This window comes from Nostoc sp., from assembly GCF_036917935.1.
In the GTDB taxonomy this organism is placed as follows: domain Bacteria; phylum Cyanobacteriota; class Cyanobacteriia; order Cyanobacteriales; family Nostocaceae; genus Nostoc.
Genome location: NZ_JBALEL010000032.1, coordinates 25,615 through 42,312, shown reverse-complemented (window position 1 = coordinate 42,312; position 16,698 = coordinate 25,615). Strand labels below are relative to the sequence as shown.

Here is a 16,698-nt window from a genome sequence, read left to right as displayed (position 1 = left end):
AAGTAGTAGTGCTGAGTGCTGTTAACGGAACTGTTTCGCCCAACTGTTTCGCCCAATGCCCAATCAAGACGAAGTTAGAGCATGTTTTTTCAGTTCGTCTAGAGAAACCACTTCCAAAGCTCTAGCATGGGTTGCTGAAAGTATTACGGGTGGAGCAACACCAGCGTCGAGAGCTTCTTGCCAGCGAGAAGCACATAAACACCAGCGATCGCCAGGCTTCAATCCAGGAAAATTAAAATCAGGAACAGGTGTGCTGAGGTCGTTCCCCCGCGATTTGGTGAACTCCAGGAATTCTGATGTCACTTGGGCACATACGACATGCGACCCGAAATCTTGACCACCTGTACGACAAAAACCGTCGCGGTAAAACCCAGTCACGGGAGAAGTACAGCAAACCTCTAGGTTTCCATCGATTACATTTTTAGCGTCTGTCATCGTTAATTCGTTGTACTTGATTTTTCCACTTGATATAAGTTTATATTTATTGTCAGTTCCCCGGTTGAATTAAAATCGCGATCGCTCATTAATTCCGAAAAGCAGGGAATTCTAAAATCACTTGTATCAAAACCGCTAAAAATAAACTTCTCAGCAGAATATTTAAGAGCGATCGCTCTCAGTTTAAATAAAAAATAAAACCCCTGGCTAACTACCAGGGGTAATGCAAGTCAGTACTTTTCGCATGGAATGTATCCTACTCAAATACCATAGCAACCCTCTAATTTACAGATATGCCATTTTGCCAAACAAAAAAAGCCCTCAGTGGTAAGCTGAGGGTTAATTTTTTTAGAATAGCGGTAATATACAAAGCTATTATTCCCAGAGAAGTAACGCTCACAACTTCCCTCTAGATTTGGCTGCTGGTGATTTTGCTCCTGTAGCTCTTACCGCTCCTGCTATCAACGGTTAAATAGTAAAGTTTAGCTAAATGAGAAAGCGCCCTCTGTTACGAGAGGGTGCTTTTTAGTTTTGAAAGTATTTGATCAAAAAAAAAATTACATAAAAATGTCATCATAGTTAAGGTAAAAACATTCTGGAGACAAGACAACGGTTTACGCACGCCCTTTAGCACGGTTAATTGAACAATTGCAACGCCTACCGGGAGTTGGCCCCAAAAGTGCCCAACGACTGGCTTTGCATATTTTGAAGCGACCAGAAGCAGAAGTCGAAGCTTTGGCACAAGCTTTAATTGAGGCAAAAAAACAGATAGGCTTGTGTTCTGTTTGCTTTCACTTATCTGCTGAACCTGTTTGTGAAATTTGCCGCAATGCCAATCGTGACAATAGCACTATTTGTGTTGTAGCAGATCCTCGCGATGTGATTGCGCTGGAAAAAACCCGCGAATACAAAGGCAAGTATCACGTTTTGGGCGGGGTGATTTCGCCAATTGATGGAATTGGGCCAGATCAGTTGACTATACTAGCTTTGCAGCGCCGGGTGAGTCAGCAAAAACCTCAAGAAGTAATTCTCGCAATTAGTCCGAGTATAGAAGGGGAGACAACAACCCTGTATATCGGTCAGCTATTGAAACCATTTACCAAGGTGACGCGGATTGCTTTTGGTTTACCTGTGGGTGGCGATTTGGAGTATGCAGATGAAGTAACTTTGGCGAGGGCGTTGGAAGGACGCCGGGAGTTAGAGTGAACTACCCACACTGACTTGGAGTACCAAGTACAGTGTCGGCTTCTGTAATCACGGGGGAGTGCCGCAACTTGGACTTTCGCCCTAGTTTTGGTCTTACCTCCCCTCCTACAGCAGAGACGGCTGAACCTTCCGCCTTTAGCATTCTGATACCCTCTGCCCTAATATTGATAGCTGCGTTTCCGTCTCGGTCATGATGAGTGCCACAGTGAGGACAAGTCCATTCGCGGACATCCAACGGCATCTCACCTATTTGATAGAAACAATTAGAACAGAGCTTGGAACTGGGGAACCATCTATCAATTTCAACTAACTTCCCACCTTTACGCTCCAATTTATAATCCAAGAAGTTAGTGAACGTTCCCCACCCCACATCAGATATTGCTTTCGCCAATTTGTGATTACGAACCATGCCTTTGACATGAAGATTTTCTACTATGACAGCTTGGCTATCGCTGACCAACTTATAACTAAGTTTATGTAGAAAATCCTGCCTTGAATTACTAACCCGTTCGTACAATGCAGCAACAACTTTTCTATATCTATTCCTTGAATTACTTCCATGAAGCTTATGAGCTAATTTTTTTTGCTTGCGCTTGAGGTTTTTCTCGTGCTTGGCAATGTGTTTAGGATTATCATATTTAGAAATCTTTTCGCCATCAGTTACAACGGCGAAATGTTTCAAACCTAAATCAATCCCGTAAATTTTACCTTCTGAAATAACCGGATTTTCGCCCTCTATCTCAGTCAAGATAGATGCAAGATATTTACCCGAAGGCGCTTTACTAACAGTAACAGTCTTTATTTTCCCCTCAATGGGTCTGTGTATTTTGGCTTTAACTGTCCCAACATTGCCTGGAAGTTTGATATCACCATCTACAATTTTGACGTTTTGAGGATACTGGACAGACTGTTTGCCATGCTTGGACTTGAACTTAGGAAAACCAGCCCGTTTATCAAAAAAGTTTTTGTACGCCGTGGTCAGATTGAGTGTTGTTGCCTGTAAAACTTGGCTATAACAATCAGCTAACCATACTGTATCAATAGATTTTTTGAGTGCTGGAAGAAGTGCGTTGAGCGCTGCACGAGTAAGTCCAAACCCTGTTTCTTTGTAAGTCTCAATTGACTTATTTAGGGCATAATTCCACCACCACCGAGCGCAACCAAAAGCTTGAGCTAATTGGATTTGCTGCTCTTGCGACGGATATAAACGGACTTGTACAACCCTTCGACATCGCTCAGGGCAAGCCTTGTGTAACACTCAACATCACCTCATTGATATGCCCATCTTAGCATGATATGTATTTTCTGATAAGCGGGTAAAAGAAAATAATTGTTGATTCGTCATACATCTAATATTTGTCTTTGCTCTGCAAAAAATTAATATTAGATGCAATCCTTATCAACCGCCTTATATCCCGCCACTGATTCCGATAGCGTTGGCGCAGCCTCTCGTAGAGAAGCGTTAGCGAGTCATCGAGCGTCTTACAGAATTCAGTGGGGGACTTACGGCGTAATAGTTAAATTTTGTTTATTCTGCTGGTTAGTGTATTCTTCATAACCTAATACTGTTTAGTTCAGCCTAAAATCCAATGAACAGAAATAGTAGTTTTAGTGATGATTTTGCCCTAGCAAATCTGCAATTGAGGTGAGTAATTCAGTTGGTTGTACTGGTTTGGCAATGTGTTTCTGAAAACCGGCTGCTAAGACTCGATCGCGATCGCTTTCTCCAGCATAGGCGGTAAGAGCGATCGCCGGAATTTCCCCGCCCTCCTCTTTGGGCATGGCTCTGAGCTTCCTAATCAGACTGTAGCCATCCATTTCTGGCATTCCTAAATCACTGATTACTAAATTAGGTATAGCCTGTGCTATAATCATAAACGCTTCATTTACCGAAGCTGCGGCAGTTATCAACGCCCCATTCTGTTGTAGCAAGAAGTGGAGAAACTCCCGTGTGTCAACATCGTCATCGACAATTAATATTCGTAGTCCACGAAGAAGTGACGAGTTAAATTTCTTTCCTGATTCCCTTGCTTCTCCTACTTTGCCACTCTCCTTGATCACGGGCAGTTTAACAGTAAAAACTGCTCCCTGTCCAATTCCTGGACTAGCTGCTGTTACAGTACCACCATGCAACTCTACTAAGTGACGAACTATTGCCAATCCCAGTCCCAGTCCGCCAAATTCCCTGGTTGTGCTGCTATCGGCTTGACGAAAAGATTCAAATACGTGGGGTAGGAATTCGGGGGAAATACCTTGACCTGTGTCTTTAACTTGAATCAGTGCTGAGTGGGAAGTCAATTCACGACTCAATGAGAGACTGACTTCCACTGAACCATGAGAGGGAGTAAACTTGACTGCGTTCGAGAGTAAATTCCCCACAACTTGCTGTAAGCGATAATAATCGCCTAACACTTTACTAACATTAGGGTCAACCTGTATTTGAATCTGGATGGATTTAGTTTCGGCGATTAACCGGACTGTTTCTAATGCGGCATCAATTACAGCTACCAGGTTAACAGTGGCAAAAGTCAGGTTCAACTTACCGCGAATAATTCGGGATACATCTAGCAAGCCATCAATTAATTGAATCTGCAATTGAGCATTTCTTTCGATGGTTTCCAAAGCCCGATTTGTAGTCACCTCATCAAATTTGCGGCTTTTGAGTAGCGATGACCACCCTAAAATGGGGTTGAGGGGCGATCGCAATTCGTGGGAGAGAATAGCAAGAAACTCATCTTTGTTTCGGTTCGCCTGTTTGAGTTCCTCTGCTTGTTGCCTGAGTGCCTTTTCTAATTGCTTCCTGGGGGTTAGGTCAAGAATAAAACAGATCCAAGACGCGGGATCTCGCTCCACCAAGGCACCACCAATTAATATGGGAATGCGGGAACCATCCTTGCGGATGTATTCTTTTTCAAAGGGAGTACAGACCCCAACCGTTAAAAGTTGCTCTAGTCCCTGCCGATCGAGAGCGTGATATTCCAGTGGGGTGATATGTTGTGTGTGTATCTTACCTGCTAATAGTTCCTCTCGCGTATAACCCACCATTTCTAAAAAAGCCTCGTTCGCCTCAGTAATGTAATCAGGAGTGGCGAACATAATGCCAATAATGTTGGAATCAACTAATCGCCTTAATTGAGTTTCGCGCTGGCGCAAATCATTTTCTACCTGTTTGCGTTGGGTAATATCCTGGGTAGTACCCATCATCCGTACCGCCTTTGCATCGGCATCATAAAAGATGCGACCTTTAGCAGCAATCCAATGAATGCTAGCATCAGACCAAATATTGCGGTATTCTATGTTACACTCAACCTTTTCCGCAAGAGAGCGGGCGATCGCTTCATGAATGCATTGGCGGTCTTCTGGATGTACACAGTTGAGGAAAATCTCAAAGCTGATTTCGGCTTCTGGGGACAGTCCAAACAGCTGCCGACATTTCTCTGTCCAAATTACCTCGTTGGTGGTGAGATTCCAAAACCACATACCCAGTTCAGCAGCATTAGTGGCTAACCGAATCCGTTCTTCACTCTCACGCAGATTTGTTTCAATTTGTTGGCGTTCCCATAGGGCAGCTTGCTGTTCGGTAATATCAGTACTAGCACCAACTACCCTAACTACCTGACCATTTGCATCCCGGACTGCAAACCCCTGATCTTCCACCCACAAATAGCGGCCATCCTGGTGACGCACTCGATACTCAATCCGATAACGGTTTCCATTGGCCATACTAGCCATGAACTGGTCATTAACTCTTTGTTGATCGTCGGGGTGGATGCGTTCTTGCCACCACTGGAAGGTAGGTTCAGTTTCTTGTTGTGTGTAGCCAAAAACCTGGGTTAGACCCTGAGTTCTTTCCACAGTATTTCTGCCAATCTCCCAGTCATAGATTAGGCAATTAACCGCCGCCGCTGCTAGCTCAAACCTTTCATTACTTTGCCGCAGGGAAATTTCTATGTGTCGTCGCTCTGTAATATCAAAAGCGATCCCCAAAAGATATTCCGGCAATCCATCAGCAGTTCTGCTGTGTATAGTGTCATAGCTACAAAACCAGCGCCACTCTCCATTGGCGTGTCGAATTCGGTATTCAAAGCTGAGGACTTCACCCTGACGAACAGAATTAAATTTTTCAAAATAGCTAGGGAGTCTCGCCAAATCTTCAGGGTGTAGAAGTTGAGAAAATAACTCCTTTCCCATCGCCTGGATTTCTGCTGGTGTGTAGCCCCAACTTTGAGCAATTTCGTAGTTAACGTAAGCATTTTGCTGCTGAATTAGGTCATAAATGTAGATTATCCCCGGAAGAGTGCCAGCAATTTGTTGAAACAAACGTTGACTATCCCACAGTGCCTGAAATTCATTTGCATCAACTCGTTGAATATCTTGTTCATAACTACAGTCATCCTCGAATTGGGCGTGCTTAGATGCCGTAATATCCGAAAAAGTTGTCACGATCGCATAGAGATTGCTTGCTTCAGTTTGAAACAGAGGTTGGGAGGAAAACAATAGCCAGACTAGCTCACCATTTGGCTTATAAAAGCCACACACCACATTTAAGCAAGGTTTACCTGTATTCTGGGTAACGCTCGTAGGATGAGTTTCACTGAGTAAAGGAGAGCCATCTTCATGAATAAATTGCCACTTGGGATCAAGCAAATTTTGCCCCACAAGCTGTTTTGCGGTCAGTCCCAAAATGCGATCGCCAGCACCATTGGAAGCCTGGATAGTGCCATCAGCCAACTGAAGCACCATTCCCTCTTCTCCACTATCTACTAGCGAATAATTTGTTTTTTTACTAACTTGCCAATGCAGCTGGTTCTGGGACTTTTCCGCGTCTGGCATTCTAAAAAGTTAAATAAATTTAAAGTTAATTTCAGATTCAGCAGCTCATACTTACATAAATTTTAGGGCAATTTCTTCCACCTGGAGTTGGAAGCAGCGATCGCTACTTCTATAACTGGTTTATTTGCCGCACTTTTAGCAGACAAGGGAACAAGGAGAAAAAAGAACTCTGTTAACGAAATAGTGCTGAGTGATTTTAATTTACTCAGCACTGGCTCAACGCCCTGTTACCGCTAACAGCACTCCTGAATCAACCTCCAACATGAATACCAGGTCGCATCTGGGGATTCTTTTCAGCCCGACGCAGTACTTCACGGGTAACTACAGCAATGTCACCTTCACCAAACAAGATAAAACGCAGCAAGTATTGTATAGGATTTCCCTCAACCCAGCCGAAGTAAGCATGAGGAATTTTACCTGTTTGGTCGCGAATATAGAGTAGTAAAGCTGCGATCGCATTCGGTACTGCTGCACTTTCAGCCCGGATGATCCGATAATCACCAACTTGCACCCCTTTTACTTTGATCACATCCGCAAATTCCGAAGCATCGGATACATGAATTTCTAGAAACAGAATTGGATCTTTGGCTGGAATATGGTTGTCTTCACGTACCTCTTTCTCTTTCATAAAATACTCTAGGACATCGCCCGTATTCAACCGATTTGCAATCAGTCGTATTGTTCCCTGGCTATCTTCGGCAAAGAATTGGCCAGCAAGTTCGTCAACTTCAATCCGCTCTGCTCGCAGTTCTGTAGAACGCCAAACACGAGAAACCAGCGAGGTAAAAATGATTGCACCGATAAAAAACCCAGCAATCCTAATCCCTTCTGGTCTTTCGATAATATTGACAATGGTGGTATATAAAAATAACAGTGTAATGATGCCAAAGACGAGTTTGGCCCGCTTCTGTCTGTGACGGTGGGCTGATAGGGTGACGGCAAAGGCGGCTGAGGTGATCAACACCAGCACACCAGTTGCGTAAGCCCCACCTTGGGCTTCTACACTTGCTTTGAAGATAATTGTGACAACAAAAGCGATCGCTGTGTAGACTAACACCAAAGGTCGCGTTGCTCGTGCCCAATTGGGTGCCATACCATAGCGTGGTAGGTAGCGAGGCACGATATTCAGCAACCCTGCCATTGCAGATGCACCTGCAAACCACAAAATAGAAATAGTACTTAAATCGTAAATTGTACCAAAGGCATTGCCTAAATACAGATGTGCTAAATAAGCAAGGGCGCGTCCATTGGCTTTGCCCCCAGATGCAAATTGTGCGGTGGGAATCAGTAGAGTGGTTATAAAGCTGGTGGTAAGTAAAAAGAAGCTCATAATCAGAGCAGCAGTGGTGAGCAGCTTGCGTGTATTCCGAATCCGCCCTTTGGGATGCTGCGAAGTGTTGTTACTGCTACCTTTAACCAGAGGCATAACGGTAACACCAGTCTCAAAACCTGATAATCCCAGCGCTAGTTTGGGGAATATGAGCAGAGCGATGCCGATTAACATTAAAGGATTGGAATGGCGTGCAAAAAGTGCAGTTTGCCAGTTAGCGATCGCTTCTGTGTGAGTTAATATCTGATACAGACCGACGCCAACGACAATAAAGTTTAACAGCAGATAAACTGCCACCAAAACTACTGCAATCCCAATCGCTTCTCGGAAACCTCTTAAGAAAACTGCACCTAGTAATGCAACTAATATCAGGGTAACTGCGATCGTCTGATTGTGAAGCCAATTTGGTGTCAGCGGATTTTCGATGATATGGGCTGTGGCATCAGCCGCTGACAAGGTAATGGTAATAATAAAGTCAGTTGCCACAAAGCCAAGTAAGCACAGCACAAGTAATTTGCCTTGCCACCAGGGGAGTAAACGCTCTAACATTGCGATCGACCCTTCACCATGAGGGCTTTCGGCAGCAATGCGCCGATAGATTGGCAATGCTCCAAACAGCGTCAGTAAAACTAGAATTAGGGTAGCTATAGGAGAAAGAGCGCCAGCCGCCAGAGCTGCAATCCCAGGTTGATAGCCAAGGGTCGAGAAATAATCTACACCTGTCAAACACATCACCTGCCACCAAGAATGCTGGCGATGTGGTTCTTCTTTGCGGTAAGGCCCTTTTTTCTCTCGTCGGTCTTCTTCAAGCAACCAGTGGATTAACTGGCTGCCGAGCCGTTTTGTTGAAACAATTGAATTAGCCATCAAATACGGTTGTGTTGCAAAAGTCGGCTTTGTGATTTTTTTAAGCCTTCGTAGTTTATGAGAATTTTTAACTACAAAGGTATAGCACTATTATTGTATGTTAAGCATCCTGTCCGATTTACAAAATATGTAGTAGCTGCCCAGAGTCTTCTAGCGTATCAAGATCAATTGCAGCTTCTAGTATGGGAAGACTCAATACTGCATCCGTATATTTGGGGATTAACGCTTTCGTATCCTTAGCATCTTCAAGCTGTATCAGTTAAAAAAACGAAATTAGTCAAGTTTTAATATCCTAACAGTAATGGAATGAAATTAATGATTATAAGTAGCGGTGTTGATTGTAATACTGCAACTCTTTATGAATTTGATATATTGGAAATTAACTACCAAGATGTAGTAATAAGATGAGTTAATCTACAAGTACCGGGAGTTTTACAAGTAAAATCTAAGAGGATGTTTGAAAAGTATTTGGCTGTGATTTTAGGCACTTTGATCCCCCCTAACCCCCCTTAAAAAGGGGGGAACCGGAATCAAAGTCCCCCTTAAAAAGGGGGATTTAGGGGGATCTAAAATGTTTTGATACCGACAAGAGGACTTTTCAAACAACCTCTAAGACAGCAGGTTATTCGTACTGGGAATACTTTTGTAACAAATAAAAAACGAGTTTTGAAGTCAGATATTATGCGCGAGTCAGCGATTTATCAAGACATTTTACAATAAGGGAAGGCTGAAGCTTTACTTGGAGTGGCAATAAATCTATTTAATACTGGTATGCCATTAGAACAAGTAGCAAGAGTTACAGGGTTATCAATTGAGCAGTTACAGTATTTACAAGCAATTGAGTCCAATAAATAATCGGTACAGTCAACCTGCACCGATTACTAAGTGTCACTTCAATTAAACATCCCATTGTTTCACGCCAATGCTGAAGCTTGGGGTTTGGCAAAAATCATTCTTCCTGCTGTAGTTTGCAAAGCGCTGGTGACTACTACTCGCAGTTCACCACCCACATAATTGCTACCTTCTTCAACGACTACCATTGTGCCGTCATCTAGGTAGCCAATGCCTTGACTCGGTTCTTTGCCTTCCTTAAGAATTTTCAAATCCAGGTTGTCACCAGGTAAATAGCTGGGACGGACGGCATTGACTAAATCATTCACATTTAAAACAGGTACTTTTTGAACACTGGCAACTTTAGACAAGTTGTAGTCGTTGGTTAGCAGAGTACCGCTGATTTCTTGGGCGAAGCGCACTAACTTGGCATCCACTGTGGGAATATCTTCGTAGTCAACTGCATTAATCAGGATGCGATCGGGATAATCTTCCCTAATGCGGTTGAGAATTTCTAGTCCTCGTCTTCCCCGCACCCGCTTTTGGTCTTTGCTAGCATCCGCTACTTGTTGCAGTTCTTGCAAGACAAACTGCGGTACAAGAATTTGCCCTTCCAGAAACCCTGTTTCTAGTAAGGCTTCAATGCGACCATCAATAATACAGCTAGTATCTAAAACTTTGGTATTGGCGGGTTTTAGCGTCCCTTCCGCTACCATCGATTCGACGGTGTTGGGATTAATGAACCGCAATAAGCCTCGCCCGTGGGTGTCTGCCAAATTCATACCAGTGACGGAGAGGATAATACTGCCGACAACTGCCACCAGTGGCTTAATAAATCCAAAATCTGCCGGGATGGGTAGCAAAAATAGTGGGGCTAGCATCAGGTTAGCTAGTAATAGCCCAATCACTAAGCCGATCGCACGAGTTAAGATCACTTCCAGAGGCATTTCTTTGATTTGTGATTCTAGGCGACGATATGTCGTCTGGAAACTCAGCCCGATCGCACCACCAATAATCGCGGCAAAGACGGCAACAACTAAGCGTAAAGCTTCAATATTTGTTACCTGATCTAGCGTGTCATTGGGTAGCAGTTCAATGCTGTAGAACCCTATTCCCGACGCTGCTAGGATAAATGAAAAAATGATAATGGCGTCAAGCATGGTTGTCTTGTTTCCTGCAACTGTGTTAACCGAGAAAGTTAAGTATTTTTTATTTCATCGGTAAGATAAACTCATCAATATTGACTTACACTAAGGGTTTAGTAGGGCAATATCTGTAATTATTATAACCAAAGGCTTTTATCTTAATATTTTTCATTGTTTCTTTGTAAAACGACAAAAAATTGGATATAAACTCCTCATTTTCATTGTCTCGAATTCGCAGTTGGTTAACTTAATTCTTTCTCAAAATGAGTCAAAAATTTAGGATTTCTGGAATTGCGAGTTCTGCTTATGTGCATATTCCCTTTTGCAGACGGCGGTGCTTTTATTGTGATTTCCCGGTGTTTGTTGTAGGCGATCGCTTGCGGGGCGAAACATCTGGTACGATCTCCCAATATGTTGAGGTGCTATGTCAAGAAATTGCCATTACACCAGCATTTGGTCAACCCCTGAAGACAATTTTCTTCGGTGGTGGGACTCCTTCGCTACTATCAACGGAGCAGCTACAACGTATACTGAGAGAGCTAGAGAAGCATTTTGGAATTGCTTCTGGGGCAGAAATTTCTATGGAAATAGACCCAGCCACCTTTGATTTAGCACATATAGCAGGCTACCGCAGTGCTGGCGTAAACCGGGTAAGTTTGGGTGTACAAGCCTTTCAATCAGAATTATTGCAAAGGGCGGGGCGATCGCACTCAGTTGAAGATATTTTCGCCGCTGTGGAACTAATTCACCAAGTCGAGATTCCCGAATTCAGCTTAGACTTAATTTCTGGGTTGCCGCATCAGTCTTTGGCTCAATGGCAGGATTCTCTAGAAAAAGCGGTGGCGATTTTACCCACTCACATCTCCATCTACGATCTTACCATCGAACCAGGTACAGCCTTTGGTCGTTACTACAAACCTGGCGATACTCCTTTGCCCACGGATGAAGCCACAGTCAAAATGTACGAGATGGCGCAGCAGGTTTTGACTAGTGCAGGTTATGAGCATTATGAAATTTCCAATTATGCCCAACCTGGTCATCAGTGTCGGCATAATCGAGTCTATTGGGAAAACCGCCCTTACTATGGCTTTGGCATGGGTGCGGCGAGTTATGTTGAGGGGAAACGCTTCACTCGTTTGCGTAAAACTAGGGAGTATTACCAGTGGGTGGAAGCTGGGTGTGTGATTGATTGTGATGTGACTCCCCCAAAGGAAGTATTGTTAGAAACGTTAATGTTGGGGTTGCGTTTGGCAGAGGGTTTGAGTTTGGCAGCGTTGGCGGAAGCGTTTGGCGAAGAGAAGGTGGAGGAGATTTGCCGATGTTTGCAAGGGTATTTTGATAAAGGTTGGGTGGAAGTTGCAGAGGGAAGGTTGCGTTTGATTGATCCCCAAGGGTTTTTGTTTTCTAATGTGGTGTTGGCGGAGTTGTTTGAGAAGTTGGGGTGATGAACTGCTTATGCAGAAAAATCAAGTTAGAAAAGCTGTGATTCCGGTAGCTGGTTTTGGGACTCGTTTGTTTCCAGCTACTAAAGTTGTGAAAAAAGAACTCTTCCCGATTATTGATCGAGATGGTAGGGCAAAACCTGTGATTTTAGCAATTATTGAAGAGGCAATTAGTGCTGGAATTGCAGAAGTAGCGATCGTGGTGCAGCCAGATGACAAAGAAATATTTGAAGATTTATTGAAAAATCCACCCAAAAAAGAACTTTTAGCGAAACTTTCACCGCAAAATCAAGAATATAGCCGATATCTCGAAGATTTAGGCAAGAGAATTACCATTTTATTGCAAGAGGAGCAATTAGGCTATGGTCATGCGGTATTTTGTGCCAAGGATTGGGTGCAAGATGAGCCGTTTTTGCTATTATTGGGCGACCACATTTATACATCTGACACTGAAAAATCTTGTGCTAGTCAACTTTTAGATGTTTACGAACAAGTTAATCAAAACGTTGTTGGCTTAACTATAATGCCAGCAGAAATTATTCATAAAGCTGGGTGTGTAACAGGAGTTTGGCAAGAGTTAAACTCGATTTTGTCAGTTACACAACTCTATGAAAAACCTGCCATTGAGTATGCACAAAAGCATTTGCGTGTAGATGGAATGGCAGAAAATAATTTTTTAGGTATATTTGGTTTGTATTTACTAACGCCGAAAATTTTTGACTTTATCGCAGAACATATCAACCAAAATTTCCGAGAACGAGGTGAATTTCAGTTAACATCTTGTCTCGAAAGATTGCGTCAAGAAGAGGGAATAACAGGATATGTTGTTAAAGGCAAGTGTTTTGATACAGGTTTGCCAGATGCCTATCGTCAAACGATGATTGATTTTAGAAATTTCTAGATGAATCTTAGTTACAAAAGTCGCTTGTTCTGAAAAAGGAATAATGTTTTTGATCTCCACCAATAAATTGAGTTCCTAGTAGCCATTAATTACGAATTACGAATTATGAATTATTTTGCAACGGTTGCTCGTGGATTAGAAACCCTTGCGGCTCAGGAGTTAGAGCAACTGGGTGCCCATTCAGTTGAGCCGGGGTTTTGCGGTGTAGCCTTTGAGGGCGATCGCACCCTACTTTATCGCGTCAACCTGTGGGCTAGGCTGCCGTTCCGAATCTTGGTGAATATCCATGAGTTTCCATGCCTTGATGCTAAGGATCTCTATCGCGGCATCCAGACCATCGATTGGGTAAACTATGTAACGCCAGACATGACCCTGGCGGTGAATGTCACAGGCAAAAACGATCACCTCAACCACAGCCATTTCACATCTCTCCAGGTCAAAAATGCGATCGTTGACCAGCAGAAAGAAAATCTGGGCGAGCGTTCAAATGTAGAACTTCATGACCCAGATGTGCGGATCAATGTTCATATTGAACGCGACTTTTGTACCGTTAAACTCGATAGTTCGGGAAATAGTCTGCACCGCCGAGGCTACCGCCCTGCGGTTGGAGCCGCCCCTCTCAAGGAATCTCTAGCTGCTGCCCTGATTCAACTTTCGGGCTGGCAGCCAGACCAGATGTTCTACGATCCTCTCTGTGGATCTGGCACTTTACCTCTGGAAGCTAGCTTAAAGGCGCTGAACATCGCACCAGGGCTGTTTCGCGATTGCTTTGGATTTGAAAATTGGCTCGATTTTGATCTGTCCCTTTTAGAAAAACTGCTCCAAGAAGCTAAGGACAGCCAGCGAGACACCCTGACTGCACCTATTTGGGGAAGCGATCGCGATGAAAATATAATCGAGCAAGCGATTAACAATGCTCAAAATTGCGGCGTTGATAACCATGTCTGGTTTTCTCAAATGGAGCTTGCCGATGTTGTCGCCCCCGCAGACAGTGGGGTTTTATTCTGCAATCCACCTTATGGCGAACGCCTGGGGCGAGATAGCGATTTAGGGGCGTTCTATAAACTTTTGGGCGATGTGTTGAAACAACGCTTCAAAGGTTGGACTGCATTTGTGCTAAGTGGTAACAAGGAACTGTCTCAATCGATTGGGCTGAAATCATCCCAACGGATTGCGGTGTATAACGGAGCGCTGCCTTGTCAGTTAATGAAATATGAGTTGTACTAATTTTGCAATTTACATGAAGGCGATCGCACAACAGGGAATTTTCAGATATGGTTACAACGGCTTTTGGCTAGTCATCGTTATCCCTTTCGGAATTGTTCATCAACTCGCGTAGACGGCGTATGTTTTCCGGCTTGACAGATAGTAACATATAAGTTACTATATAGGAGTGTGTAGTATGAAAGTTCAAGAATACATTAAAGAAGATGGTTCTAGTCCTTATAAAGAATGGTTCGATAGCTTAGATACTTTTCCTGCGGTTAAAGTGACAGTGGCTAAGTCACGACTTGAGTTGGGCAATATATCGAATGTAAAATGGTTTGACGGAATTGGCGAATATAAAATCAATTGGGGGCCTGGATATCGAATTTATCTTGCTCAAGAAGGCAAGCAACTTATAGTCTTATTTGGTGGCGGAACAAAGAAAACTCAGGAAGCTGATATTGATCGGGCTAAGGAATTGTACGAAGAGTACAAAAACAGAAAAAAAGAAGCTAGTGAAGAGAAAGGCAAAGGGTCTAAGAAGAGGTAGCTAATATGGAACTTACTAGAGACTTTAAAGAAACAGTTAACTTAAGAGTTAAACATGATCCTGAATTTGCAACAGCTTTATTTAAGGAAGCAATTACTCTTTTCGTTAATGGTGAACCAGACACTGCAAGACTTATATTGAAAGAACTTGTAAATGGGACTGTAGGTTTTGAAGAACTTGCAATTGAAACTTCTAAACCAAGTAAAAGTCTTCATAGGATGCTTTCTGCAAAAGGAAATCCTACTATGGATAATTTAACAGCAATTTTTAACGTTCTTCGTAAAAAATTAAATGTTGATATCGTTGATATCAAGGTTAGTACAATAGTTGGTTGCAATTAAAAACTTGATAATGGCAATTCCTTATTTTAAGGTTTATCTATTATCAAATTTTCTTATTATGATGCTAACCTTTTTAATTTAATAAATTGCTCGGCGAATTTTTCTGCTTCTTGACGATTAAAAGAATTATCAATTGTTTCACCATTAAATTTAGCTTTATTAGTCCAGTTATATGAACCGTGAATAACTCTATTCAAGTCAATCACACAAAACTTGTTATGCATTATATTTTCATATTTTCCGGTTTTTGGTACTTTATAAGTTTCAAAATTTGTATAATCTAGACCAGAATTATTATTTATTTCGTCATCAGAAATAATTAACTGTATATTTAAACCTTCCTGTTTTTTGACAATTAATTTATCAAGTATTTTCTTATCTGTAAACCAAGCCACTGCAATCCAAATTGCAAATTTAGCTTGTTCAATTTCTTTGATTATTTCGTTCTGAATTTTCTCAAAAAGGATATTTGAGGTTGAGTTTTGAATTTCTTCAAGCTGTGTATCATTCACCAATCTTTGAGAGATTTGAAAACATTCATCAAACAATTTTTGCTTATCTTCTGTTATCTGATAAAAATCATCAGACGTATTTCTGGATTTCCAATATTCTAAAAGAGCTAATAACAATTTTCCAACAATATGATTAGATTCTAGTCTCCAAAATGATCTGAGCCTCTTTGCTTTTGATGTACCTGCGCCAATGTATTTATCTTCATATATATTAAGACCTGTATTTTCTAGAACATAATCATCAAATGTTCTATCTGAAAAATTAAGAACGTAGCCACTTGACATCTCTAATAATTTTTCTAGTTTGATTCTTTCAATACCCGATAAATTCGACATTTGACTAAACATCTCCATAGACCTTTGACTAATTTAGTGTTCCCAATTTTGTTAATAAATAGCTGTTCATAGAAATAAAACTTAACGTGATTTTGTAAAAAACCTCCCTTTCTGCGATCGCACCCAACCACCAAAAAATAAACCCTCGCTGCAAGACGCAACACAAGGGTTTTAAGGTGAGTAATGGGGAATTTTTTACAGCGCGTCGTCGGGTAAGCCTGACTCGTTTAAGGTGTCTTTCAATTAATATCCCCAGCGAGTGAGAATTTTAAACCATATCCGCACTATGACTAAACAGCAACTTTCGTTTCCATTCAATTAATATCCCCAGCGAGTGGGAATTTAGTTCATAAAAAATTATCTTCAGTACAGTAAGAATACTATTGCATAAAAAGCTACTGCTAGAGAGAATAGATACAGAAAACATTGAGGTGCTAATAATGAGTACAAAAAATGATGATAATAATTTAGGAGAAGCAGCAGGATTTGCAGCAGGTGGTGCTGTGCTAGGAGGTGGTGCTGCCGCTACATTAGGGGGTATTGGTGTACTCGCTCCTGCTGCTGGTATTGCGATTGGTATTGGTGCAGCTCCAGTTGTAGCAGTGGGTGCTGTTATAGGGTTGGCAGCTTATGGCATCAAAAAAGCGTTTAACTGGTAACTTTTAGATCAGTATTTCTCACATAACAAAACCCTCAGAATGCTTAGTATTTGAGGGTTTTGTTGAGATTTAGCTTGTTGTATGTTTCCAGCGACGGGTGAGTT

The 16,698-nt window shown here is 42.2% G+C and carries 14 protein-coding genes and 1 pseudogene; 9 read left to right on the top strand and 6 right to left on the bottom strand.

The window, feature by feature from the left end; translation table 11 throughout:
- Window positions 1–63: 63 nt before the first annotated feature.
- Window positions 64–435: a DUF2237 family protein gene (locus V7K62_RS13715; protein WP_334864766.1), complete on the bottom strand. Its 372-nt coding sequence runs from the start codon at window positions 433–435 to the stop codon at window positions 64–66.
- Between the two features lie 388 nt (window positions 436–823).
- Here V7K62_RS13715 and V7K62_RS13710 point away from each other — a divergent pair.
- Window positions 824–907, top strand: a pseudogene (locus tag V7K62_RS13710) (photosystem II protein D1); the annotation flags it as partial.
- 176 nt (window positions 908–1,083) lie between these two features.
- Entirely contained in the window at window positions 1,084–1,641 is a 558-nt protein-coding gene (recR, locus tag V7K62_RS13705; protein WP_334864764.1) for a recombination mediator RecR, read from the top strand.
- Window position 1,642: 1 nt separating this feature from the next.
- Here recR and V7K62_RS13700 read toward each other — a convergent pair whose 3' ends face one another.
- The 4 genes from V7K62_RS13700 to V7K62_RS13685 form a co-directional block, all read right to left on the bottom strand.
- Window positions 1,643–2,899, bottom strand: a complete 1,257-nt coding sequence (locus tag V7K62_RS13700) for an RNA-guided endonuclease InsQ/TnpB family protein (RefSeq protein ID WP_334864762.1) — start codon at window positions 2,897–2,899, stop codon at window positions 1,643–1,645.
- 350 nt (window positions 2,900–3,249) lie between these two features.
- Window positions 3,250–6,474, bottom strand: coding sequence for a hybrid sensor histidine kinase/response regulator (locus tag V7K62_RS13695; protein WP_334864760.1), 3,225 nt, complete (start codon window positions 6,472–6,474; stop codon window positions 3,250–3,252).
- 250 nt (window positions 6,475–6,724) lie between these two features.
- A complete protein-coding gene (locus V7K62_RS13690; RefSeq protein WP_334864758.1) occupies window positions 6,725–8,671 on the bottom strand; it encodes an amino acid permease in 1,947 nt (648 codons plus the stop codon).
- Window positions 8,672–9,585: 914 nt separating this feature from the next.
- Window positions 9,586–10,662 carry a PIN/TRAM domain-containing protein gene (locus V7K62_RS13685; protein ID WP_334864756.1) on the bottom strand — a complete coding sequence of 359 codons (1,077 nt, stop codon included), beginning with the start codon at window positions 10,660–10,662 and terminating at the stop codon, window positions 9,586–9,588.
- Between the two features lie 248 nt (window positions 10,663–10,910).
- Between V7K62_RS13685 and hemW the strand changes: the two genes are divergently transcribed.
- The 6 genes from hemW (at window position 10,911) to V7K62_RS13655 (ending at window position 15,087) form a co-directional block, all read left to right on the top strand.
- Window positions 10,911–12,092: a radical SAM family heme chaperone HemW gene (gene hemW / locus V7K62_RS13680; RefSeq protein WP_334864754.1), complete on the top strand. Its 1,182-nt coding sequence runs from the start codon at window positions 10,911–10,913 to the stop codon at window positions 12,090–12,092.
- Between the two features lie 10 nt (window positions 12,093–12,102).
- A complete protein-coding gene (locus V7K62_RS13675; RefSeq protein ID WP_334864751.1) occupies window positions 12,103–12,990 on the top strand; it encodes a UTP--glucose-1-phosphate uridylyltransferase in 888 nt (295 codons plus the stop codon).
- Between the two features lie 105 nt (window positions 12,991–13,095).
- Complete coding sequence (locus V7K62_RS13670; protein ID WP_334864749.1) at window positions 13,096–14,217, top strand: THUMP domain-containing class I SAM-dependent RNA methyltransferase; 1,122 nt, start codon at window positions 13,096–13,098, stop codon at window positions 14,215–14,217.
- Window positions 14,204–14,329, top strand: coding sequence for a hypothetical protein (locus V7K62_RS13665; protein WP_334864747.1), 126 nt, complete (start codon window positions 14,204–14,206; stop codon window positions 14,327–14,329). The genes V7K62_RS13670 and V7K62_RS13665 overlap by 14 nt, the downstream gene beginning before the upstream one ends.
- 63 nt (window positions 14,330–14,392) lie before the next feature.
- Window positions 14,393–14,746, top strand: coding sequence for a type II toxin-antitoxin system RelE/ParE family toxin (locus tag V7K62_RS13660; protein WP_334864745.1), 354 nt, complete (start codon window positions 14,393–14,395; stop codon window positions 14,744–14,746).
- Window positions 14,747–14,751: 5 nt separating this feature from the next.
- Window positions 14,752–15,087 (top strand): helix-turn-helix domain-containing transcriptional regulator, encoded by a 336-nt coding sequence (locus V7K62_RS13655; RefSeq protein WP_334864743.1) that lies wholly within the window; start codon window positions 14,752–14,754, stop codon window positions 15,085–15,087.
- Window positions 15,088–15,143: 56 nt separating this feature from the next.
- On the opposite strand, the gene V7K62_RS13650 is transcribed toward V7K62_RS13655, so the two are convergent.
- Window positions 15,144–15,935, bottom strand: a complete 792-nt coding sequence (locus V7K62_RS13650) for a phospholipase D-like domain-containing protein (RefSeq protein WP_334864741.1) — start codon at window positions 15,933–15,935, stop codon at window positions 15,144–15,146.
- Window positions 15,936–16,375: 440 nt separating this feature from the next.
- Here V7K62_RS13650 and V7K62_RS13645 point away from each other — a divergent pair, with 440 nt between their 5' ends.
- Entirely contained in the window at window positions 16,376–16,594 is a 219-nt protein-coding gene (locus tag V7K62_RS13645; RefSeq protein ID WP_292748430.1) for a hypothetical protein, read from the top strand.
- The last annotated feature ends 104 nt before the right edge of the window (window positions 16,595–16,698 follow it).